The 23254-nt window shown below is 40.2% G+C and carries 14 protein-coding genes and 2 pseudogenes; all 16 read right to left on the bottom strand.

Annotated elements, in window-relative coordinates; genetic code table 11:
- Positions 1-848 precede the first annotated feature (848 nt).
- Complete coding sequence (locus LNM86_RS03840; RefSeq protein ID WP_241438503.1) at positions 849-5828, bottom strand: DEAD/DEAH box helicase; 4980 nt, start codon at positions 5826-5828, stop codon at positions 849-851.
- A gap of 572 nt (positions 5829-6400) precedes the next feature.
- Complete coding sequence (locus LNM86_RS03835) at positions 6401-8002, bottom strand: YfjI family protein (RefSeq protein WP_241438502.1); 1602 nt, start codon at positions 8000-8002, stop codon at positions 6401-6403.
- Positions 7999-8905, bottom strand: a pseudogene (locus LNM86_RS03830) (DUF7146 domain-containing protein). Before LNM86_RS03830 ends, LNM86_RS03835 begins: the two are co-directional and overlap by 4 nt.
- Before the next feature lie 98 nt (positions 8906-9003).
- A complete protein-coding gene (locus LNM86_RS03825) occupies positions 9004-9210 on the bottom strand; it encodes a helix-turn-helix transcriptional regulator (protein ID WP_241437301.1) in 207 nt (68 codons plus the stop codon).
- Between the two features lie 219 nt (positions 9211-9429).
- Entirely contained in the window at positions 9430-10596 is a 1167-nt protein-coding gene (locus LNM86_RS03820; protein WP_241438501.1) for a tyrosine-type recombinase/integrase, read from the bottom strand.
- Between the two features lie 216 nt (positions 10597-10812).
- Positions 10813-11934, bottom strand: a complete 1122-nt coding sequence (bgtC, locus tag LNM86_RS03815) for a gene transfer agent tail collar protein BgtC (RefSeq protein ID WP_241438500.1) — start codon at positions 11932-11934, stop codon at positions 10813-10815.
- A gap of 7 nt (positions 11935-11941) precedes the next feature.
- On the bottom strand, positions 11942-12952 hold the full coding sequence (gene bgtC, locus LNM86_RS03810; protein ID WP_241438499.1) for a gene transfer agent tail collar protein BgtC: 1011 nt from the start codon (positions 12950-12952) through the stop codon (positions 11942-11944).
- A gap of 7 nt (positions 12953-12959) precedes the next feature.
- Positions 12960-13967 carry a gene transfer agent tail collar protein BgtC gene (bgtC, locus tag LNM86_RS03805; protein ID WP_241438498.1) on the bottom strand — a complete coding sequence of 336 codons (1008 nt, stop codon included), beginning with the start codon at positions 13965-13967 and terminating at the stop codon, positions 12960-12962.
- Between the two features lie 11 nt (positions 13968-13978).
- Entirely contained in the window at positions 13979-14644 is a 666-nt protein-coding gene (locus LNM86_RS03800) for a transglycosylase SLT domain-containing protein (protein WP_241438497.1), read from the bottom strand.
- Positions 14641-16722, bottom strand: coding sequence for a glycine zipper family protein (locus LNM86_RS03795; RefSeq protein WP_241438496.1), 2082 nt, complete (start codon positions 16720-16722; stop codon positions 14641-14643). The genes LNM86_RS03800 and LNM86_RS03795 overlap by 4 nt, the downstream gene beginning before the upstream one ends.
- 11 nt (positions 16723-16733) lie before the next feature.
- The gene (locus LNM86_RS03790; protein ID WP_241438495.1) at positions 16734-18002 is read right to left on the bottom strand and encodes a hypothetical protein; all 1269 of its coding nucleotides are present in this window, start codon (positions 18000-18002) and stop codon (positions 16734-16736) included.
- A gap of 192 nt (positions 18003-18194) precedes the next feature.
- Positions 18195-19118: a BaGTA-type gene transfer agent maturation protease BgtD gene (bgtD, locus tag LNM86_RS03785; RefSeq protein WP_241438494.1), complete on the bottom strand. Its 924-nt coding sequence runs from the start codon at positions 19116-19118 to the stop codon at positions 18195-18197.
- Positions 19108-19545, bottom strand: coding sequence for a hypothetical protein (locus tag LNM86_RS03780; RefSeq protein WP_241438493.1), 438 nt, complete (start codon positions 19543-19545; stop codon positions 19108-19110). The genes bgtD and LNM86_RS03780 overlap by 11 nt, the downstream gene beginning before the upstream one ends.
- Positions 19545-21002 (bottom strand): gene transfer agent protein BgtE, encoded by a 1458-nt coding sequence (bgtE, locus tag LNM86_RS03775; protein ID WP_241438492.1) that lies wholly within the window; start codon positions 21000-21002, stop codon positions 19545-19547. The genes LNM86_RS03780 and bgtE overlap by 1 nt, the downstream gene beginning before the upstream one ends.
- A 1-nt stretch (position 21003) precedes the next feature.
- Positions 21004-21549, bottom strand: a pseudogene (locus tag LNM86_RS03770) (phage adaptor protein); the annotation flags it as partial.
- A gap of 882 nt (positions 21550-22431) precedes the next feature.
- Positions 22432-23172, bottom strand: a complete 741-nt coding sequence (locus LNM86_RS03765) for a hypothetical protein (RefSeq protein ID WP_241438906.1) — start codon at positions 23170-23172, stop codon at positions 22432-22434.
- Positions 23173-23254 lie beyond the last annotated feature (82 nt).

Raw genomic sequence — 23254 nt, 5'->3', positions numbered from 1 at the left:
CAGCTTTATAGAGACCGCGTCTTTATAACCAGCGGTTTTGATTTTTATGAAAACATTTTGAATTCTTATATCCTTATCAAAATGCCTTTTAAATAGGCTTTTGTCTCTTGTCAGTGATTAGCAGTTATTTTACCCCCTCATTTTTAAAAAAACTTTTCGATAAAAGTAAAAAACATTATATTTCAATATGTTAGTAAGTTTTGAGAAATATTCAATGCTAATAAGATGATTTATATAGACAATTAATGAGATAAGTTGATTAAAACCTGTCAGTATCTGTCTAAAAATTTAACAGACAACATTTATGATTTTAATGAATAATTAAATCATGTTTTATGAGAGGGCATATAGCTCTTTAAATGCCTCTCAAAAGACCGTTTGTAATTATGAGATATGTTATAAAGAGTAACTTATAGATTTAAAGAGGGTTTTGAGTTTTGAAACTTTGTGTTTTAAAGAAAAAAACACTAAAAAGATAAAAAACATTATATTTTAATATATTAAGTTTTATCAATGCTGCAAAAAACAATCTCTCTTGATAAATACAACCTATTAATACGCATATTTGTCTTTAAAGAGAGCTTTTGAAAGATAAGAAAGGCATCATTTGAGATTGCGAGTTAATCTTTTAAAGGCAATGTAAAAAAATCTCATTCTATTTAAGATGGGATTTCTTAAAAACCTTAAAGCAATCCAAATAAGAGTGTCTAAAAGTGCAAGGCTTCTCTTTTTAGAATAGCGCATGGTAAATCTTTCCTTTTAAGATTGTACATAAGCAACCTAATAAGAGAGTATAGATGATGGTTATAAGATCTATACCCCTTATGAGATTGGCATGATTCATAAATCTATTCAGTTTCTCTTAATTCTAGATTTGGTAAGTTCTTAACAATCTTCATTGTTTCTAAACTTACAGTAATAACCCTTTGGAATAATTCCAATGGATAAGCAGAGTTTCCAACGGTCTCAATAGCATAGCGATTGGCATCATTAACAATGCCACTCTTTTTATCAGTCTTTACACATTGACGCCCCATAACCCATTCAAGAGCGGGTTTACCATTCACGATATACTCATAAGCTTTAAGAGGAATATCTGTTATTGTAATATTGCTATTGTAAATAACAGTGGTTTTATCCTTTTCCTTGCTATTGCCAGCGAATTTCATTTCTGTAACGTAATAAAATTTCTCAGGATTAGAGATTTCTGTAAGTTTTGGATTGCCTTTTTTAAAGGTCACGGGATAAGGGTCTACAGTTTCATAATTAACGTGCAAATTGCCTAATTCACGACCTGCATTAACGAATGCCCAGAAATCTTCAGTGCTCTTTACGCAAGGGATGCGAGGGAGTTCTTTAGAGAGGTTATCAGCGTAGCGAGCACGGTAATCTTCTGAATGCAAGAGACCGTAAACATAATAGAAGATATCATCTTTGGTAATTTTCTCATTAGGATAAGCTGTTTTAAAATGTGCTAGTCCCTCATCAGTAATGGCATCATGGCGTTGTAAACCGGTGGTTTCGCTTTCTTCTGTAGAATTTGTAAATAAATGAGATTGTTTTTCGTTGTTATCTTTTGGAACCTCAATATCTTCGTAAATATAGCGTGGAAAGCATTGACCAGCACTCATTACACCTAAATCAGATAAATTATTAGTCATAAGTACAGAAAAATCAGTGATTGTTCCTATACCTGTAATTTGTATTACTCTATTATCAACTGCTTGCCCCATAGGGAATATACGCGGCATTTGATAAACTCTATCATTGAAAGTCCGATTGTAATAAAGCCATTCTTGTGTAAAGGGACGATATGCACTTTGCGTGAGACATGCCTCTTCAAATTCATAAACTTTTCCTTTTATCAATTCTTGCTTAACATTATGGCTCCAACTGATTTTTTTAGCATCTGAATTGACAAAATTATCTACAGCCTTTGTGCGTGTTTTACGGGCAGTATGTGGATGGGTGTTGTTAAAACGTTCTACTTCGCTATTATAGAACGCAATCATATTACGCATATTATTTTCTAAGACCTTCCGGCTAGAATTATATGCCCACGTATCACGATTGGTTTTTATACCACAGGAGAATGTTTCAAATAGCTTTTTACCATGACCTTTCTTATCCTTATCACCTATGGCTAAAAATGCTTTAAAACTGTCATCCCTTTGACCAAGCCAATCACCATGTTTGTCTGGTGTAATGATTTTCCAACTGTGTTCACTCTGTGTAATACCATCAATGCTACCAAATTCCTTAATTGTCTTAAGTTTTTTTTCTCTTGTGAGATAATCTCCAATATCATAGAAATATATTTTACCGCGCTGTTGTGCATTTGGATTTTTTACGAGAATAGAGATCGCAATGGGAGCCCGAGATCCTTCTCCAAAAATGCCACCACTTTCTTTCTTACGTTGTTCTCCAGAAGTCCGAGCATTTCCCCGCAAATGGAAAATATAAAGACTGCTAAATTCTTCAACAAGGCATTTACGTAAACCTGTCATAGAATATCCATTAACAAAACCGGCATTTGTAACAAAACCAATAACACCACGGTCCTTTATACGGTCACTTGCCCAACGAATAGCACGGATATAGCTATCATATAATGCTTGCACACAAGTTGCTTTTGATTGAGTAGCATAGGTTTCACTGATACGTTTATCTAAGAGTGGATAAGGAGTGTTCTTGGCATTATCATTCTCATTCTTTTGCCCCACGGAATAAGGGGGATTGCCAAAGATAACCTCAATATTCAGCTTTTTCTGAAGTTCCAAATAGGCACTGTTTTCTTCTAATAAACCCTTCATCAGATCTTGCTTTTCAACCATCTGAAACGTATCGGTTAATCCGATATGTTTGAAGGGGATATAATTACTTTTCGTAAGACCATGATAGGTTGCTTCAATATTGATGGCAGCAATGTAATAGGCTAATAAAACAATCTCATTGGCATGGATATCGTAACGGTATTTATATTCCATATCTTCCGGTTTTATCAGATTAGAATGTAAAAGCCGCGTGATAAAGGTACCAGTTCCCGTAAAGGGGTCAAGAATAGAAACACCACGGGAGCCTAAGCTCTTGCCAAATTCCTTGCGTAAAACATCATCAACCGAATGAATAATAAAATCCACAATTTCAATAGGGGTATAAACAATGCCTAATTTTTCTACCGTACGCGGAAAGGCATAACGGAAAAATTCATTATAAAGCTCTACAATTAAGTTTTGTTGTGCTTCAAGACTCGTAATTCCTCGTGTGTAAAATTGTACACTCCTAGAGAGAGTTCTGTAATCTTGAGATTCTTCGTTAAGAGTAACTTTATCAAGGATATTGAGTACACGTTGTAAAGCACAAGAGACGGGATTTTCTTGAACAAACTGATGCCCCTCAAACAAAGCATCAAAGACAGGACGCGTTGCAAGGTGTTGTGCAAGCATTTCAATCGCATTTTCTTCGGAGATGGTTGCGTTTAAATTGCTACGCAATTCTGTCATAAAATCATTAAACACCCGCCGCGTTTCCGTTTCTGATTGCGTCAAAACTTCAGTTAAGCGTGTGATATGATTTTGAGCAAGATCAGCAACATTCGTTGCCCATCTTTTCCAATAGCTAGGGTCGTAACCTCTCTTAACAATAGCCGCTCTAATGAGCTCCGCACATTGAGAGAATAAGTCAAGTTCTTCTTCTGGTTTATAGGCGTGAAAGGATTCATAAGTTGGTGACCCAATATCCAGTCCTGAATATTCTGCTTTTGAGTGTATCGGTAAGTCATCAATAACCACAGTTGTATCTTCTGAGGTAGCCTTTTGAGAAGGAACAACAATGTCAAGAGCATAGCTTACGTCCTGTTTTATGGACATATGATGAATGATTTTATTAAAACCATCATCATGGGCACGCAAAGCATTGATGACTTGCCAGATGACATCATATTTCGGATTATTTTCCAAGGCTTTTACTGGTGGAATGCCAGCCGGTATTCCAACGGGTAAAATGATGTAGCCTCTTTTTTTACCCTCTGCTCGACGCATAACGCGTCCTATTGCTTGAATGATCTCGATTTGACTTTTGCGCGGGTGTAAAAACAGTATCGCATCAAGAGCGGGAACATCCACACCTTCAGAAAGACAACGAACATTGCTTAACACACGGCAGGTATTTTCCCCAGTGTCTTCCTTTAACCAATCAAGCAATTTATTACGGTCCTTAGCACTAACAGTTCCGTCAATATGGGCAAATGTACAGTCAAGAGGAGGCGTTTCTTTATGGCTTTCATGAAGAGCAAGCAAATTTTCTTTCATTTTTTTAGAATTGAATCTTTTACAGATGCGTTTAGAGGTCTTGATATCTTTACAAAAAGCCAAAGCGCGACGCATAGGGTTGGGGTCATCGCCAAGATCAATTTTTAGATCCATTTTGGTCAGGGCTCGATAACAACCATGGATTTTGGTTCTATAATCAAGAATGAGTTCATAATTTTTATCTGTAATAAGACGTTGAATAGATTTGCTTACTTCTGTTTCGTTGACAACTAATATGATCACTTTACAAGGTGATAACAGTTTATGTTCTAGAGCTTCTGCAAATGTGTAATGATAGAGTTGTTTCCCATAAAGTGTTTCATCATCCATAGAGGCAAGAACAGTATCAGATAAGTCAGCTTTCCTTTTTAACCTATCCGTAAAGATTTTTGGGGTTGCGGTCATATAGAGACGTTTTTTACCCTGTATAATGCTGTTATCATGCACTTTGACAAACTCAGATTCACTTTTATCTGATCCCAACACAGCACCCGTTGTACGGTGAGCTTCATCACAAATGATCAGATCAAATTCGGGTAAACCATGATCTTTTTGTGCATCCGATATCACTTGTATCGAATGATAAGTCGAAAACACCACCGTCATTGCATCTGCTTGGTTTTCACGAGCTTCTTTGGCAAGTGCTTGTGCATCCGTTGTAGCAGGCAATGCAAGATCGGATGTTTCCATTCCAAGAATATCCTCTTGATTTTTACGACGCTTGCCAACTTTTGTATCCGAACAAACAGCAAAGGAATGCAATGGAATTTGTGCATCCGCTGTCCATTCCCTTATGGTTTGTGAGACTAATGCAAGAGAAGGCACTAAAAACAAAACACGCTTGCCTTGACCAGCAAGAGTTTCTGCTATCTTAAGACTTGTAAATGTTTTACCTGTTCCACAAGCCATAATCAGCTTGCCACGGTTAGCTTCTTTTAAACCATCACAGACTTTCTGAATTGCTTCTATCTGATGAGGGCGTGGTTCTTTTGTCGATTTAAGGACAACTTCTTCTTTTGTTGCAAAGATTTGCCAGTCTATACGACTGTTTTCCATATGACGAAGGTCAATGCGATAAACCGGTATCGCTTGTCCTTTAATCATTGCATTCACATTGTCACTTAAATTCACTTCAGTGCTATCAACCAGAAGGCGATATTTGAAGATATCTTTCCCAGAGGCAGCAATAAAGCTATCAATATCCTTTTTACTGATCTGATGGTCTGCTTCATAAAATTTGCATTGAATAGCAACATACCCATCTCGATTACGCAGTTTAGCAACCAAATCAATGCCGATATCATTTTTATTCCAACCTTCACGCTCTTTAGCCCACTCGTAATAGCTTTGAACCTTTTCATATCGCCCATAATGAAGAGGGTCATGCATAAGGTATTTAGTAACAAAACTTTCAAAGATTTTTCCTTTTTTTGCATTTGAGGTTGCCTGTTGGCGATAAGACTGTAAGAGAGCGCGTAAAGAGGATTGTTTGTTATCAGAATTGATGGTTTGAGACATTATTCAATAAACTCCATTGCCTTATGAGACTCAAAAAATCACAATGGCGTTTCATAAATACATTTAGAACAAATATCGAGTACCCAATAAACCAAAATGGCGCGAAAACCTATCAAATGCGTCAAAAAAATTTACAAGATGCAATTATAAACAGCCTATAAACAGCAAAGTAGTAAAATTTACTATTCGTTTTTGTGTTAATAAAAACAAATTCGAACCGTGTTTTAAGAGATCAAAATGATTGTTTTGAAGTGTTTTATGATCTCAAAATATCATCACTAAAATCATAAATGGTGTCAGTTCAATTTTTAGACAAATACAGACAAGTTTTGATCAATTGTTCCCATTAATTCTCTATACAGATCATCTTATTGGGATGGATTTTTTGTAAAAATACATTAACGCATTGAAATATAATGTTTTTTATTTTTATCGAAAAGTTTTTTTTAAAATGAGGGGGTAAATCAACCGACAACGACTGACAAGAATATGACCTGAGTTATGACTATCCATTCAGATCATATCTTTCTCTTTTGCCAGCACTCTTTAAAATCATCTTCTGTTCATTCGCTTTATTGCCTTGCATTTTTGTTTTTTACCAAAGGATGCCATTCATAATAGGTACTCGATTTACTTGTCTGATGGGTTATGAACTTTTTGCGAATGTGGTTTGTATGGCATAAAAGCTCTAAAGCTTGTTTGACCGCTTCCTTGTCCTTTAAATGCGTCCAGCAGCGTCTGTAGATATCACGAGCAGTAAAAACCTCAGGTAAGCAATTACAACGTTCTATAATCAAATTTGCACGCTCCTTTACCAAGATATCGCCCGCAGTATAAAACCGTTTCGCATGGCTTAACAGATAGTTTGACCAACGCAAGGCTGTTGAGAGAGAAGGCAAAGTGATCTCAAAACGCCCATCCTCAACAAGTTCGATAATGAGGGCAAGGCTTGCTATGGTTTTTGGCATTTTTAAAAGATGCGCTTGGTAAGAGACAGAAACTTTGCTTTCCTTGATTTCTTTATGATGATTTTCCCACCATTCACGAAACAATTCTTGAGCATTAGCAGCAAAGCGCATGATCCGCGGGTGCTTAGGTGATCCTAAGGGTTTGTCATAAAAAGAACGAAGCACCTTTTCATATTCTTGATAGGCTTCTTGATTGGGATTTTTATCTTTCCATTCCCACTCTTGGTTTTCATCCGGCCACACCATCATTTGAAACCGTTGCAATAAACCATCATCTCCTTTCCCAGACAGCATTGCCTGAAGTAGGGGCATAATCCTTAAGGGTTGAATCCCTCCAATGATAGAAAGCGTTGCATTGGGAATATGAAGGGTTCCACGTCCAATACGGTCATAGGTGAATTGACCATCCCCATTAAAGGTTTCCAAATAAAAAGCCCGCTCCGATTGATATTCAACCCGCTCCATATTTGCTAAAAAACCAGAAAGTTCATCACGAACTAACAGTAACCCACGTGGATTTTCTTTGAGTAATTCTCCTAGCTTTTCGACCGTTGTGTCATTGACAATAAAACGTGAATTTTCCTCATCCTGCTGGTTATCTTTGGTTATGTTTTCAGCTAAAATAGAACGGGCAGCTTGGGTATCTCCATTCTTTAAAGCTTTTCCGGCTTGTTTATTCTTTTGTTTTTGATTTAGCGCCTCAAGAGCCTGTTCAATCTCTGCTTGTTTATTCTTTTGTTGGTAAGCTTGCAAAGCTTCTGTTTGAAGATCAGCAAGGGGTTGAAGAGCGGTTTTCAAAGCCGGTGTTTTTCGTGTAGAAGGGTTACCAATAATAGCCCCCCATAGATTAGGAACAATGTACCAATTATCATGCTGTTTTGGAGCAATGCGCACGCCATTGCCAATCAGAGCAGCTAAAGCACAGATAGCAGAGACAGCCACAAAATCGAGAGGCGATTGTTGACGGTCAGCAATATCGTAAACATATCTGCTTAGTCTATAAGGCATTTGTAAAATATTAAAAGGCTCGACCGGTAAAAGAGCGGTGTTAATCGGTTTTAATTCGCCCCATCCCATTTGTTGCAAAGCCTGTTCATAAGGGATGGCTTGTAAACAGGGATGCTCCTTTAAAGAGACAGGATTGTTATCGTTATCAGTATTATTTACAGAGCTATTTTCGTTGTTATCAAGACTATGTTTTGTCATTGTTTTTCGCTTTCATAATTTAATAATAAAATGTTGAAGTCAGAGCCATGGGGAGCTTGCATCATTAAGACTTCAAAGCCTTGGCTATAGGCGCGGGCAGCAAAGGCAAAACCTGCTTTACGACCCGCCTCATCGCCATCCATAGCTATGGTGAGATGGGTTTTTGATTTGATATGGGGTAAATGCACATGCACCATGCCACTTGTAGAAAGGGATGCCCATAAAGTCACAGGCTCTGATAACAGACCAGACAGCAGAGAAAGACCTGTTTCAATTCCCTCACAAATGACCAGATGTTGGTGATTGGCTTGGCATAAATGCACAGCACCGCCCTTAACAGAGCCAAGCATGGCTTTTGTTGGTAACTGTTCTGTTTTGCATCCATTGTCTTGTAAAAAGGTTCTATGGATTGCAAAGGAGCCACCACCCTCAACACGGGCAACCAACGCGGGGAATGTTTTCCCAGAGGGATAGGGGCATTTGCTATGAAAGCGTAAACTAGGGAGGCAAGTTACAAGTGATCCCACGCTTGCGTAAATAAAGCTCTGCTAAGGTCTCTTTAATTGGTTGACTTTGCTTCCAAATCTTTTGAGCTCTCTCTGCTTTCTGTTTTGCCTTGTTATCTTCACAACAAAACTGTTTTGAGAGAGAAAACCTATAATCATAAGTTTTATCAAAACATGTTTGTGTATTGATAAGACCAATATTCTTAAGAGCTTGTAAGATCTCTCTAAAAGAACAGCCGGCATAACAATAGAGTAAGAGACGCCCGTCATTTCCATTGGCAAGAGATAAACTAGGCACTTGATCATCATGAGCAGGGCAGCGGGCTAGTCCATAAGCACCATGCCAGATACCCCGCAAGGCATTTGTAATGCCCCGAGCATTTATAAAATGATACATTTTCTCATCCTTAGACGTTGCGTCACAGGACGGTTTTTGCTATTTTCTTATCGGTTCATAAGAGAAAGCCTTGTCCGTCCTTACGTGACAAGGTTTTTTTATGCCACATCACTGAGATGTTGACGTTGTGTTTTGGCTTTTTCAATCACATTCAACAGATCCGATTTTAACCAACGCGATAAAGAACCAAACTTTAAGGGTTTTGGTAAAGCTCCATTGGTGACATGGCGACGGAATGTTGAAACGCTTATATGCAATAATTTTGCACTTTCACGGTCTGTAAGAAGAACATCATTTTCAGTCATAACTAAATCCTTTCAATCTAAAAAATAGTAACAAATCATAAGCATTTATTAACCATATTTTATTGAGATTTGAAAGTAAGTTTAATCATAAAAAACAGTCATTTATGATGTATTTTCTCATTTGATAATTTATGAGTCTTATTGAGTCATAGTGAGCAAATGAAGAGAGAAAGTTATCCACAGATAATGAAATAAAAATGGGGTACAAGACCCCATCTTTTAAGATTTGCTCGTGACATAGGCAGCCCATTTATCCATATAAACACGGCGCTGTTCTAAATAATCAGTACGACGGTAAGCACGCTCTACTTTACCCCCGACTGTATGACCTAGAATGGTTTCAGCGACCTCAAAAGGAGCATCTGTTGTTTCTGCTAGCCAATCACGTAAACTAGAACGAAAACCATGCGGGCAGGCATCAAGACCAATCTGTTGCATGTAGTTTGACATGCAATTTTTTGCAAGGGGACCACGACCGGTTGCAGAGAAAAAGAAATCATTGCGAGAGAGCAGGCGCGCTTGTTTCAAAATTTCCAATGCTTCTGTTGATAGAGGCACGCGAAACTCTGTTGTAGCATCACGCTTTCCTTTCATATTTTCAGCAGGGATGGTCCATATATCATCTTCAATCTGATCTTTATGAATATGACACAAGGGATTTGTACGAACGCCTGTCAGGATAAGCAGACGCAAAGCCAATTGTGTTAGGGTTGGTGTTTTGCAAAGTGTTTGATAAAAAGCCGGTATCTCTTTCCAATCCATAGCAGGCATATTCGTAGCTTTATACCTTTGTTTGCCTAACAAAGCTTTTGCTTTTGCTGTAGCCTGTAAATCAACATCTAAACCCAATGCAGCAGCATGTTTGAGACAAATATTAAGACGAATGAGAGCTTTCTCTGCTGTTCCAGCTTTAGTATGCCAGATGGGAGCGAGCACATTGCGTATATCGGTTTGAGTAATCTCTGAAACCGGTAGACAACCTAATTTAGGGAGAATATGAAGTTGTAAAGGTGAAAACCAACCTCCATTTTTACCATCTCCTTTTAATTCTGCTTTACGGCTTTCAAAAGTATCTAAAGCAATATCTTTTAAATAATGGAGATTACGCATTGCTTCGCGTTTTTGTTTCTCACGTTCTTTAATGGGGTCACGACCCTCGTGTAAAACAGAACGCCATTGGGTTGCCAGTTCACGTGCTTTTTTTAAAGAGACATTTCTTAAGGCACCCAAGCCCATTTCACGGCGTCGCCCGTGGATGGTATAGCGTAAAAGCCATTGAGCACCCCCATCTTTACGCTTATGAAGTAGCAAGCCGGCACCATCATTATATTTGCCAGCCCCCAATGTTGCGACAGCCCTTGCATTAAGACGATTCATTAAAGGCATTTTTGTTCCTTTCTAAACTGTTTTCTACCCACACGATAACCCCGCTTATGACGTGCAAATAAGTGACTTTAATTGATACAAAATGAAATGATTTGAGATGAGAGAATCTTACAATATTCGGGGGTCTCATTCAATATGCAAAACAGTAAATTATCATTATAAATCAATGGGTTGTCTATGCCTGAAATCGCAAATGGTTTTGATAACATTGTAACCTCATGTCTTAATGCCAAACACAACCGATACATTAATCGGGCGTGTTTCTTCCCCGCCAACCCTTTCCGCTAAAAGATGGTGTTCATGATGCCCACTACTCTCTAAACCCTGCGTGATAGGCGTGGAGTAATAAAGAAAGTTTGCAAAAGGGCTCCTGATAAACCAAGGCAAACGTGCAGGTTTATCCGCTTCGGTAAACCAAAAAGGCTTAGTGTGTTCAGTCAATTCCTCAAAGGCTTCTTGGCATTTCTCATAGCCATCATCGCTTAAACCAACACACTCCTCATCAACCGCCCTCTTCCTCCTTGGCAAAGAAGCCTCAACAGACAGATCTCGTTTCTTGCGCGAGGAAAAACGCTCTGAAACTGAGGGACCAATAAAATGATCATGCGATTTCAAAGAACAGCCTTGGAAACTGGCAAAACTACGCCATGGGTCGACATTGCGCCCCCCATCCAAACCACGCAAAAACACCCCACGTAAATCGGGAACATTAAAGGTGCGTACACCATCCCCTGCTCCCCAGCTCGTACCTATCGTCAAAAACAGATCTCTATAATCCTCACGCGAATAAGCACGCCCATCGCAAAGAAGCCAACCAGAAGGCAAGTTTTCCATGGCAAACGGACCGATAAGACCACAAGGCAAACGCTTTAAAGAAGTCGATTTTTGTATCGTTGGATTGAGAAGTTGCCAACCCGTTATTTCTTCATCATACACCAAACTATAAAGACAACCCTGTTGAAGTTCGCCTCCGGTAAGCTGGACAAGACCCGTTGCTGTCGCTTTGTAAACAGGTTGGCTTGCTAACCCATTCAAGGAAACCGTTGTCACTCCAATAGTCGTGCATGGAGATTGAAAACGCAAAAATATCCCTGTCTGATACTTGGAAAAAACTGTGTGACTGTTCAGATAAATCTCTACCTTTTTCTGTTTATCATCAATCTTAAACGTGCTTATAAAAGCGCCCCCCGTATCCGATAAATACTCCTTTACCCTCTGCATCATCATACGCGCACTATTGTTGACCGTATTGGGGGATTGCCCCTCTGACCAATTGATGAGACTATCAGCACCACCATTTTCTGATGCTGTTAAGGACCAGTCATAAATCGTTGACATCTCAACCTCACGTTTTTATCGCAAAAACAACCGATACATTCTTTGGGCGGGTCTCATGCTCTCCTGAACGCTCCAAAACAACATCTTGCATATGAAGATGGGAATGCGGGAAAGCAAACTTATGGTGAACACGGATATCTTCTACTTTTACCCCCAAACGTTCTGCAAGTTTCAATCTTTGTTGATCATTCAGTTCATAACCCCATAAAATAGTGATATCCCCATGCCAACTTTCTTTCTCCCCTTCACTATTCAAAATGGAAAAGCTCTCACCACCATGGTCATGCACCTTTATGCTATCATTTTGTAAGGTTGCAAAACTACGCCATGGGTCAATCTGACGGTCATCATCTACACCTCGTAAAAACACCCCGCGCAGATCGGGAACATTAAACTTCGTATGACTCTCCCACCCTCCCCATCTGATCCCTATCGCTTCATACAGAGCACTATAATCACTGCGCGAATACGCCTTTCCATCACACAATAACCAATCTGAAGGCAAAAACTGCATGGCAAAAGCCCCTATCGTGCCTGAAGGATAAGGTGAAATAACTGGAACAGGAGAAGGAATGGGGGTAGGATTCAAAACTTGCCAAAGCCCATGATTATAAACAACGCTATAAATACACCCCTGTTGGAACTCGCCCCCTGATAAAAACTCTGCTCCTCTTTCTGTTGTTTTATAAACAGCTTGTCCCTCTAATCCATTAAGCGCAAGGGTCGTCTCGCCAATATTCTTGCCCCGCGCTTTAAAGCGCAAAACCAGATCATTATTATATTCTTTAAGCTGTGACTTGCTCTCAAGCCTAATGGCTGTTCTTTGCTGCGCTGCATCATTCGTAAAAACACTTTCAAGGACACCACATGTATCTGTAAGATACTCCTTTACCCGCTGCATCATCACACGCGCACTGTTATTCACCGTGCTTGGTAATTGTCCTTCAAACCAATTGATTGCATCATCACTGTAGGCATTTTCTGATGCCGTTAAAGACCAATCATAAATCGTTGACATCTCAACCTCATGTTTTTATCGCAAAGACAATCGACACATTGATCGGACGGGTTTCACCCGCTCCTGAACGTTCCAAAACAATATCACTCCTATCATCAAGTGTATAAGGCTCGACAATGTATCCGTGAATATTCTCACTCTCTATGCCGGTAAAAAGCGATATGACACCGCCCTCAAACAAACGTAACCTATGACCCAATATATCTGTGGTATTGCCATCCCAATAGTTTTCGTTGCTTACAAAATGAGAAAGAGAAAGTGTTTGACCCTCATGTTGATGTGACTGCATGAGATCTGTCTGAATACTTGCAAAGCGACGATTAGGGTCAACATTGCGCCCCCCATCCAAACCACGCAAAAACATCCCCCGAAAATCCGGTACATTAAATGTTGTCACCTCATCCCCTGCTCCCCAAACCGTTCCTATCGCCTCAAACAATGGTCGATAAACAGTTCGTGAATAGGCTTTCCCATCGCATAACAACCAACCCTCAGGAACATTGCGCATCGCAAAACTGCCTATAAAACCTGAAGGATAAAGACTGCTGTCAAAATCTTGAGATAAAGGCACCGGTGTAGGATTTAAGAGATGCCAACCATCCTTGCTATAAAGCAAACTATACACACAACTGTTCTGAATCTCCCCTCCTGATAAAAGCTGTGCTCCTCTTTCTGTTGCCTTATAAACAGGCTTCCCTTCTAACCCATTCAAGGAAACCGTCGTGACCCCTACATTCTTGCCCGTCGCTTGAAACTGGATAAAAAGACCCGCCTTATACTCTGTAAACTGCGACGTGCTTTCAATCTTAATCTCTGTGCGTTGTTGCTCTTCATGAACCGTAACAACCCCGACAACAGCACTTCCTGTGTCTGTAAGATACTCCCTTACCCGCTGCATCATTACACGCGCACTGTTATTGACCGTATGGGGGGATTGCCCCTCTGACCAATCAATCAGATCATCAGCGCGTGTGTTATCAGACGCTCTAAGCGACCAATCATAAATCGTCGACATGTTGGTAAATCCTATACCCTATAAAAGGGTCCGTAAAACGCTCTCATAAAGTCTGACATCAGAGGGGCTTCCTCTTCATCATTCTCATCTTCTGAAGCCTCTTCCTGTGAGGCTAACAGAGCCCTTAAAACCTGAAGCAAATTCTCGCGATTGCCAAATCCCCCCTGTGCAACAGAGCCTCTATAAACAGCAGGGTGACGAGAAGGCTGCTGTCCACCATACATCTGCAAAACGTGATTGACAAAATCACCAGCACGCATATCCCTGTTTCCGCCATTCAAACCAACGGCATTGCTGCCAACAATTTGTGCCGCTTGGGCATGGGGATTTTGCAAAAGACGCGCGGCTCCCCCTGCACCTTGTTGATGTGCTAAATATAATTCTGCCTCACTAGGCGCTCTCCCCAAAACACGGCTTAAATGATTGCGATTATCCCGTGTGAGTATACCCATCGCATCTGCTGCTTGTATAGGGTCAAATCTATCTTGCAAGCCATATTGCTTGGCTGTGCTGTCTATAAACTGATACAGACCACCAGCAGAGGACCGCGGATTCCTTGCATTGGGATTCCCACCACTTTCAATCTGGGCTACACGATACAAATAACTCTCAGGCAAACCATAACGCGCTGCCGCCTGACGTATTGCTTCATCAATAGGAGAATTAGAACGGGTCATAGAAGCTTACTCCTTGCAAAGACACCTGCTTGTCGCGTCAACGCCGAAGACAACACATGCGAAATATATTCACTCTTAATTCCCTTTTTATGCAAATTGATAAACCGTTGGAGTATTTCAACAACTTCCTGTTGACTCATTCCTTTAACACCAAAAGTCGCTAACTTCGCTATATCACGTTCAAGCAGTTGCCTTTCTTTTTGAGGCAATTTCCTAATCGTATCCGATAAAAGATTTTGAGTCATTTTAGCTCCTGCACGAGCAGTACTCCCTTTACTATAGGGTAAATTAACACCTGTAAAAGGAGAGGGTTCAGGCGTCCCTAAAAACGGCTTCACACCTCTTTTAGCAGCATCTTGATAAAATCTTTCCTCATCTACAGCCCGTCTAAAAGCATCAAGTTCTTTACTGCTTAAAGAACGGCTAAGATTATCAGTCATACGACCCGTTTGTAAAATATTAGAAAGGTTTCGAACCGCATTGGGACCTTTTAATATATCATCGACATAATCTCTCATCCCGACGCGATAACTATTAACACCATTAGGCATCGCTCCTTTCTGGAGTCCTTCTGCTATCCCCACTCCTGAAACATCTCTCTTAGTAATATTTTTACCTTTACTTATGGCTTCCTCAAAACCTGCATATTTTGCTACGCTATCACGGGCGGCTTTATAAGTAGGGGAAATTCTGTCCGTTATGTCTACCAAATCTTTCTTAAGAGATTGGTATATAGAGACCATTTGGTTATCACCAAGATTCTCATGCTTCCTTACAAAGTAATCAAGAGACTGCTTGGTTTGATCTAATAACTCCATCGTAGGCTTATAGTTGATATGTTTAAAATCTCTTGAATAAAATGCCTCAGGTTTTGCCTTACGACGGTCTTTTTTTAAAATTTTAACTGCTCGCTCGACAGCTTCTTGAAACCCTTCATTTTCAAAAAGCTTATCAAGAGCTGGATAATACTTTTCGCCTACAGGAACCGCCAGCGCTTTATCATAAAGATGTTTATAGGTTTTTTCTCCTTGCTCTTTAAGCATACTTTTGAAAATATCTACATCTTGTAAAGGTGTAATGTTTTCATCTGCCGATTGACGAAGACGGTCAACAGCCCCCTGCATCCGTCTCCCATGGGCGCGGTTCACAATATCAGAAACGTGTCTGTTTATTTGCCCCGTATTGGCAAGAGATACTTCTAGATTTGGACTGATATCTGTCAAAAATGCACCGCGCGGCGCAGAAGCAAGACGCTCTGCAACATTCTCAACACCATCATCGTACAACGTCCTTGCAACTTCTCTGACCGCTTTGTTTGGAACATCCTTATAAGCAGGGTTCAAACCACCTCTTATAAAAGGAGCCGATTGCCATGCATGTCTTATTTTATCAACGCCCGAAGAAACAAATGTACCAGCAACAGAACCAACAGGACCAGCAACAGAACCAATAGCACCTCCAACCCCTGCCGATAGAAGCTTATCCTCTAAACCTTCCCCTGCTCCAGCACCATGTAAAGCCCCTGAACCTGCTCCTACAAGAGCCGCCCTACCCCAATTGCCTAAGGTTGAACCTCCTCTTAACAGCCCACCTGCACCCAACCACTGGAATCCAGGAACAAAGGATAATGCTACTGGAGCAAGTGATCCAAGAAAATAAGCACCTGAGGACCACCATGGATGTTTCTCTTCCAATGCCTTCTGGTAAGCGCGCTCCTTTGCGACTCTTCTGTTATAGACTTCTTCTGCTTTTTTATCACCGCTCCAATAGTCCGTAACACCCGCTTCAAGCGCCGCCTGTATCTCATCACTATGACCTGCCCAGAAACCATTTATCCCATGTGTTCTCAATGCATCCCAAACACTAAGATCTTTCTCATCAAAGGAAATATCATCTGTTGTAAGTTGTGAATTCACTGAAGATATACCATCATCATCTGACATATCATCAACAATGGGAGAATAAGGAATATAACCGGTTGTTTTTTTATCTTGATTACCACGTCGCTTTTTCAATGAAGATATACTCCTATCGTCTGATGCATCATCAACAATAGGAGAGTAAGGAATATATGCCATTTCAACTCCCCTTAATTCTTTCTTCTTTGCTTACCATCTTCACCAATAAAACGTGTACCACGAGGCAAGGCGTCTTCTTGCTCTTTGCTGGTCACAACAGGCAAATTACTTCCAAAAGCAGCAGCCACGTCTTCAGGCGTGATATCATCACGCAGCAAAAGAGATAATTGCGCATCTGTTAGTTTGTTGTAAACCTCTTCCAAGTATTGCAAATTCCTTATCAACTCTTTAGCAGGTAAACCCTGTTGCAAAGCAGCATAAGCATTTTCTAATTTCACGCCTTCCTTATCACTTAAAGGACCAAGTCCTGAAGAACCATTAGGTGAAAGAGATTTAATCCTCTCTAACCTCTTAAGCAGTGTTCCAGCTTTGATAGATTCAAGATGCCCTTTCAAACTTGCTGCGGGTGTATTCCATAAATCTTGAAATAATTGACCAATTGGACCTGTTGCGTATTGAGGCTTTTTCTTAAGTATATTGAGTGCTTCCTTTATCGTTCGTGACGTACTCTTTCTCGTAATTTGGGCATCTACTATTTGTAATTTCTTCATCTGTTCACGATTTTTCATTTCGTCATAGGCTTTACTACCCTCAGTTATGAGATATCTATATCCACCTAGAGCATTTGGGTCTTTCACAAGCATCCTACCGTCACTGGTGAATTGAGGATTATCGCTCCCACCACTAAGCTTTTGTGCAAAAACCGCATTAAGAGCAGCCTTATTTCCAGCTATAAACCTTGCTTCTTCTTCACTCATACCCTGTGATTTCAGGTACTCAACGGTTTGGTTAACCTTCTTTCTTTCCTTATCGCCTTGATTAAGACGCTCAACCCCACTTGCAAGCGCATCCCATCCCGAACCACCTGATGGTGCCGCTGCCATACCAGCAAAAAGATCTTGAAGCTTCTGATAAGGATCTGACTGAAAAAACTTATAAGTATCGGACTGTAAAAATTTATCTAAATCTGTCGGTTCTGGAGGCGGTGTTGGAGATGTAATTTCTGATAATCCGTTTTGGCTTGCATCATCAACCTTAGGCGTGAGCATTTGTTGATCAAGCATTAACGCATTCGGTAAAGGAGGATGATTTCCATGTGGTATTCCTGTGTAAGGATCAATATAGGCTCTACCGTCTCCCGGTATCGGCATTAAATTTTTTGCATAAATTTCTCTCTCCTGCCAAGATGGAATGACCATCTTAGCTTCTGGTTTCATCTCTGGATCAACTTGACCATATTGATACAATCCAGCCCCTAATCCACTAGCCGTAGACCACATGGGATACTTTTTTATTAATCTTGGAGCACGATCTATTAATTGTCCCAATCTTTTCGCTCCTTTCAGCGTTCCTCTAGTTATTGGAGGGAAAATATATCTCATAAATAAATTATTTATGTGTGGCAAAGCGATTCTCCCCGCCGCTGCTGCCCCTGATATTAGTGGTCCATACATCACACTCTCCTTGAATTATTATCCTTTGTTCTTCATTGCATTTTGAAATGCAAATGATGCCGATCCAGCTGCTGCTGCTCCTGCTGGACCACCAGCCATATAACCAAAAACCATCGGCGCTGCCTGAAGTGCAAGAGAACCAACAGTCCCTGCATTTTTCCAAGGATTGTTACCTTCAAACTTAGAAACTGTGCTATTATTCGTCGTTGTGCCATAGTTTCTTGCAAAGCCATGCCCTGCATTCATCAACATGTTCAACCTACTCCAACCTCTATTGTCTTGCTCCATCCAGCGTTCTCGATTGGCATCAACAAGGCGTTGATTGTAATCATCAAGCACCCCTCCGCCTTGTAACGCATTGCTATACGCATTGCCGTAACCCTGTAAGAAATTACTTGATGCTCCCAACTGATTTTGATTGGCTTGATCAATCATCGCATTGGCTTGCATCATATGCTGTAAGTCTCTATCACGCCGATCATACACAATACGGGCAAGCGCATCATTGAGCCCTTTATTTAATTCATTCTTATGCGCACTAGAACCATAGAGACCACTACCTAAAAACTGTCTATTAATACTATTCCTTATCTCACTTAAACCCTCTTTAAGAACCTCACCAAAATACGGGTCTTGCCCCATCAGACCACCAGATGCAACAAATCCAAGGTTGCTTGCTGCCGACGTTGGATTGTAGATTGTATTCATCAAAGAGCGATTTTGATAATGATGAGGCATACTCCCAAGACCGCCAATTGCTTGGTTGGTTTGAGCACTCAAAGGCGCAACGCGTGGTCCCATATAAGTATTACCACCAGCACCTAAGTTATAAAGATTATATGCATCCGCACCTCCCCGTTTAAAAACATTCTCCATCCATGAAGGAGGCGCTGTGGTTTGTACCTGATTTGTTTTCGTTTCTTCCGGTCGTTTACTCCCCATCTTTCAAGTCCTTCCTAAAATATATCATATCTATTCCATAGCCTTTCTTGGTAAGTGCCGGTTTCCAACCTAAACGACCCAAAATTTCCATTTCAAAAGCACCATTCTCACGCGCCCAATCTTCTATAACGCCTAGGTGATCAACAAGCTCTAATGCGCCACGACCGCAACAATCACAAATCAGAGCGCGCTTCTTGCCCAAAACCGTGTGCTGTATTTGCGTCGTCCCTGCTAATAAAAACTGGTCGTCATCATCAAGCACCAACCATAATTGTTTCTTGCCGCTGCAAATCTCTTCGATAAGCTGTTGCAAAGTAATCTCGTCCTTAAAACGCTCTACATATTGACCAAAGGCTGCAATAATCTCCTCAAGATAAGGGGCTATCCGCTCCTGATCCCAACAAGAGGTAAGAAACACTTTTGCCATTAGCGTCTGCCTAAAGGTCGTAAATCCACGTTAAAACCCGTGATATGCTTCCAACGTACACCCTCTGGAATACGTAACTTAAAGCGGTGATAGCGATTGCGTGAACGCCCATGATAGGCACCAGTAACAAAAGAACATATTCTTTCCTTATGCCATGTAATCGGCGTGTGAGGGTTGCGAACGCTACGTTCCCCTACACTTAAAAGTCCCTCTAACGTATCAACCTCGGCAAACATCTTCGTGAAAAAGCTAAAGCTACCATCAGGCGCACCCATCTCTTGCGATACAACAACCGCCTCCATTGGAGACCCTGTAAACACGACAAGCCTGTTTTGCGCATCAAAACCACCAAGAACCGGTGCACCACTTTGCCAAATGGAACTATCAAGAGAAGCTGGTAAGCTTTCAAGACTTGTCGAAACCTCATCAAGCTGCTCCAAAGTGTAGCCTGTTGTAAAAACAGGAAACAAAGTTACAGGCTCTCCTTGAATTGTTGACCATTTCTGCAAACCCCAATCATAAACAAAGGTGGTTTGTTGGTTATTTCCACGTTTTAAAGACCAATAAACACGATTATAAATAGGGTCGACTACTCCTTGCATATCATCAAGAGCAAGCTTATCAAAAGTTGTAAACACCGTTCGGTCAACCTTTTCAAAGCCTATCGGTAAAAGCTGTCCATCGGCACTCACTTGATAAAAGCCACCATCACCAGCAAAAAAAGCATTATCACCACAACAAGCAATAGCTTGTGTACTTCTCGCTCCACGCTTGTCTTGTATCTTCTGAAAAGTAAAAGGACTCTTAGAACCTAAAGTAAGAGCCCCTGCATAAACAGCAGAACGCAAGAAAACCAAGGGACTGGTCGATTCTGTTGCCCCTTGAACATATTCTCCATCTAGAAAATCCATATAACCACTAACGTTATATTGGGTCTCCCAAATAGTTTCGTCACCTTCTCCTGACCAATGGACACGATTTGGATTATCGGTCAATTGCATTAAACAAACGAAGGGTCCCCAAACCTTGACCAAACCAGCTTTGGGGGGATTGCCTCCTAAATCTTCAAACCGTTGTGAACTCTTGGCTTTGAAAACCTGTGGTTTATCATTTTTGTTGACCGCAATAATCATATCTTTAAAAAGAGCAAAGGACCATTTGTTCTCTTCATGCGCTTGATAGGTTACACCAGTTTGACTGATATCTTTCCAACCGCGCGTTTGACTATCATAAGCATAGAGCTTTTTGGCTCCTCCTACGATTATCTTAACCCCATCACCTGATCTAAAGGCTATCGAACCTAACGGCTTTTCCTCCAAAGGAGCAGAAATAACCGTTGCACTGGGCATGGGAATGTAAGAACCGTCCGCCGGTAAAACATTCACAAGCATATCGGTAAAACTGCTGTTAACAACCGAAACATCCGGTCTGTAATCGGCAATGGGGAAATAAACCATGTTAGAAATCCGTTGGAATTATTCTTGTAACGTTATGACGTTTAGAGGTCTCAGCACGCAATTCCCGCAATTGTTCTTCGAAATCACTGTAAGCTGCTACCGCACAATCGGGTTCTTTGAGAATATTTTTATACAACTCATATTTCGCACGGGCTTTGAGAAGATCAAAACCATGCACAAACCACGGGTGTTCTTGATTAACTGTCTCAAGATCTGCTAAACGCATGGGTGAGAGAATGAGTTGAACCTGATAGGCTCTATCTGGTATGGGATAGAGATACAATTTCCTATCAAAATAACTGTAACAAACCGGCGTTCCTTGATGCCCTGAGGACAATGAAGTCTCTAAGGAAAGATGATCTCTCTTCTCCAATTCGGACTTATTATGCCCTACGTTAAGAAAAACATTTTTGATTTGCACTGCCGTTTCAATATGGGGACTATCAGACGCATCATAGCCCCCCTTACCTGCCTGTGTGGTGAAAGTAACATCACGGCTTTCATTAAAGTAAAATGTTTCCCGTTCACAGAAACGTGTTGTTAAGAAAAATACAATGAAATCAATATATTAAGTGCATTTATTTTATATGAATCCACTTATGAATCCATACTTTTATGCACGATTCAATTGATCATTTTTTACAAACAATAGCTATCTATAAACAGAGCATAAAAAGCAAATCATGATACCAATGTTATAACACATGAGAGCATTCAAATGAAATGCAAAGCAGCTATCATTCATAACAGGTCATAAATTGTACAAGACGTTTTTATCATAATAAATCGCATTGTTAAAACGCAATTGAATATGAGGGCTTGTTTAAATGCAAATATTTGAAACTTTTTTTTGAAAGGGGTTAATTCAAATTTGGATTGAGTGATTTTAGTTACCTCAAAAATGAGGGCACCTCTTTAAGATAGTTAGAGAGAAGTTAGAAAGATACTTCCCCCAAAATTGGGGTGAGTAATTTTAACCAGCCCAAACCAGCCCAAATTTGGACCGGTTGATTTTAAAAGAGCTGTTTTTTATTTTATTAAGAGATTGCTTTCAAAACCAACGCTTGCTTTTGATTGACTTGATATAGCTTTCAAAGCGTTTTGAGAACGTGCTTTCTTTCAATTAACCGCTTTAAAAATGAAGGCATTGTATAAATAGGTTTTAAATCATCATAGAGCTAATAGTTTTTTTCATTCAAACGTAATGATCTAAAAGAACGCTTTCATAACCATTCCTTTATATTATTTGGGATAAGTTTTTATAAAGCGAATACAAAGCTTGCAATATAATACATTTTGTATATATGTACTTATAACTCCATTGAGAGTTGAGACATGAAAGCCGCGTCACGTAAAAATGGCACGGCTTTCTTTTTTGCACTCTTGTCTTTTGAAATGGCATGAAACCAACGCCCCCCGCATTTATTGTTTATTCTTCAGTATCAATAATCTCTATAAGAATATCGCTCTTATTAACCTCCTTATTTTTGGGAACCTCTCTTATCTCACTTTTTCGATTCAGTTTTGCACGCCCACAAGCACGCCCAAAGACCTTGATCGTATGAGAAACCTGAGCTTTTCCATAAACAGAGCCATAAATTTGCGCACAGCCACTCACTTTTGCATAGTCATAAACCTTGCCATAAATCTTTGCACGGCTCTTAACAACAGCATAGCCATAAACATGCGCAGTGCTAAAAAGACAAGCAGAGCCTAACACTCTAGCGTTGCCATAAAGCCTTGCATATTCAAAAAGATAACTATTATGAAAAAGATGCGCATTGCCATAAACATGGGCTTCAATTGAAACGCGACTATTGCCATAGACACGAGCCTTGCCATAAACATAGCCAGCCACATGCGCACTATCATAAACAAATGCATTGTCATAAATTTTTGCATATTGAGAAATAAACACCTTATCATGCACCTGAGCATTGCCATAGACAAGACCACAAATTTGCGCATTGCCTCGTATTTTTGCATTCTCATAAACACGGGCATGTTTATAAACCAATGCATTATCATAAACCCAGCAAAGACCGTTATGAGAAAGATTTTCTTCCTTTTCAATAAAACCGCCCAGTTGACCAGCCTTGACATCAGAAAAGCTTTTTAAAGCCTGAATGCGATAAAGCGTTGTAATTTTTTGTGTAATTTTATCTTTCAGTTGTTTTGTTTCATTAGTTAGTTTGTATTTTTGGACATCATAAGACCCCTCACAATCTCTCTTGTGAAAAAAGTTGCATGGA

It is taken from the genome of Bartonella machadoae, assembly GCF_022559585.1.
GTDB classification, from domain to species: Bacteria; Pseudomonadota; Alphaproteobacteria; order Rhizobiales; family Rhizobiaceae; genus Bartonella; species Bartonella machadoae.
Note: the sequence above shows the minus strand (reverse complement) of the source record. Positions and strands in the feature narration are given on the sequence as shown.

What these genes read in the sequence shown, in the direction of transcription:
- LNM86_RS03840 (WP_241438503.1), bottom strand. Translation starts at nt 5,828, where the DNA reads ATGTCTCAAACCATCAATTCTGATAACAAACAATCCTCTTTACGCGCT.
- LNM86_RS03835 (WP_241438502.1), bottom strand. Translation starts at nt 8,002, where the DNA reads ATGACAAAACATAGTCTTGATAACAACGAAAATAGCTCTGTAAATAAT.
- LNM86_RS03825 (WP_241437301.1), bottom strand. Translation starts at nt 9,210, where the DNA reads ATGACTGAAAATGATGTTCTTCTTACAGACCGTGAAAGTGCAAAATTA.
- LNM86_RS03820 (WP_241438501.1), bottom strand. Translation starts at nt 10,596, where the DNA reads ATGCCTTTAATGAATCGTCTTAATGCAAGGGCTGTCGCAACATTGGGG.
- bgtC (WP_241438500.1), bottom strand. Translation starts at nt 11,934, where the DNA reads ATGTCAACGATTTATGACTGGTCCTTAACAGCATCAGAAAATGGTGGT.
- bgtC (WP_241438499.1), bottom strand. Translation starts at nt 12,952, where the DNA reads ATGTCAACGATTTATGATTGGTCTTTAACGGCATCAGAAAATGCCTAC.
- bgtC (WP_241438498.1), bottom strand. Translation starts at nt 13,967, where the DNA reads ATGTCGACGATTTATGATTGGTCGCTTAGAGCGTCTGATAACACACGC.
- LNM86_RS03800 (WP_241438497.1), bottom strand. Translation starts at nt 14,644, where the DNA reads ATGACCCGTTCTAATTCTCCTATTGATGAAGCAATACGTCAGGCGGCA.
- LNM86_RS03795 (WP_241438496.1), bottom strand. Translation starts at nt 16,722, where the DNA reads ATGGCATATATTCCTTACTCTCCTATTGTTGATGATGCATCAGACGAT.
- LNM86_RS03790 (WP_241438495.1), bottom strand. Translation starts at nt 18,002, where the DNA reads ATGTGGTCTACGGCTAGTGGATTAGGGGCTGGATTGTATCAATATGGT.
- bgtD (WP_241438494.1), bottom strand. Translation starts at nt 19,118, where the DNA reads ATGGGGAGTAAACGACCGGAAGAAACGAAAACAAATCAGGTACAAACC.
- LNM86_RS03780 (WP_241438493.1), bottom strand. Translation starts at nt 19,545, where the DNA reads ATGGCAAAAGTGTTTCTTACCTCTTGTTGGGATCAGGAGCGGATAGCC.
- bgtE (WP_241438492.1), bottom strand. Translation starts at nt 21,002, where the DNA reads ATGGTTTATTTCCCCATTGCCGATTACAGACCGGATGTTTCGGTTGTT.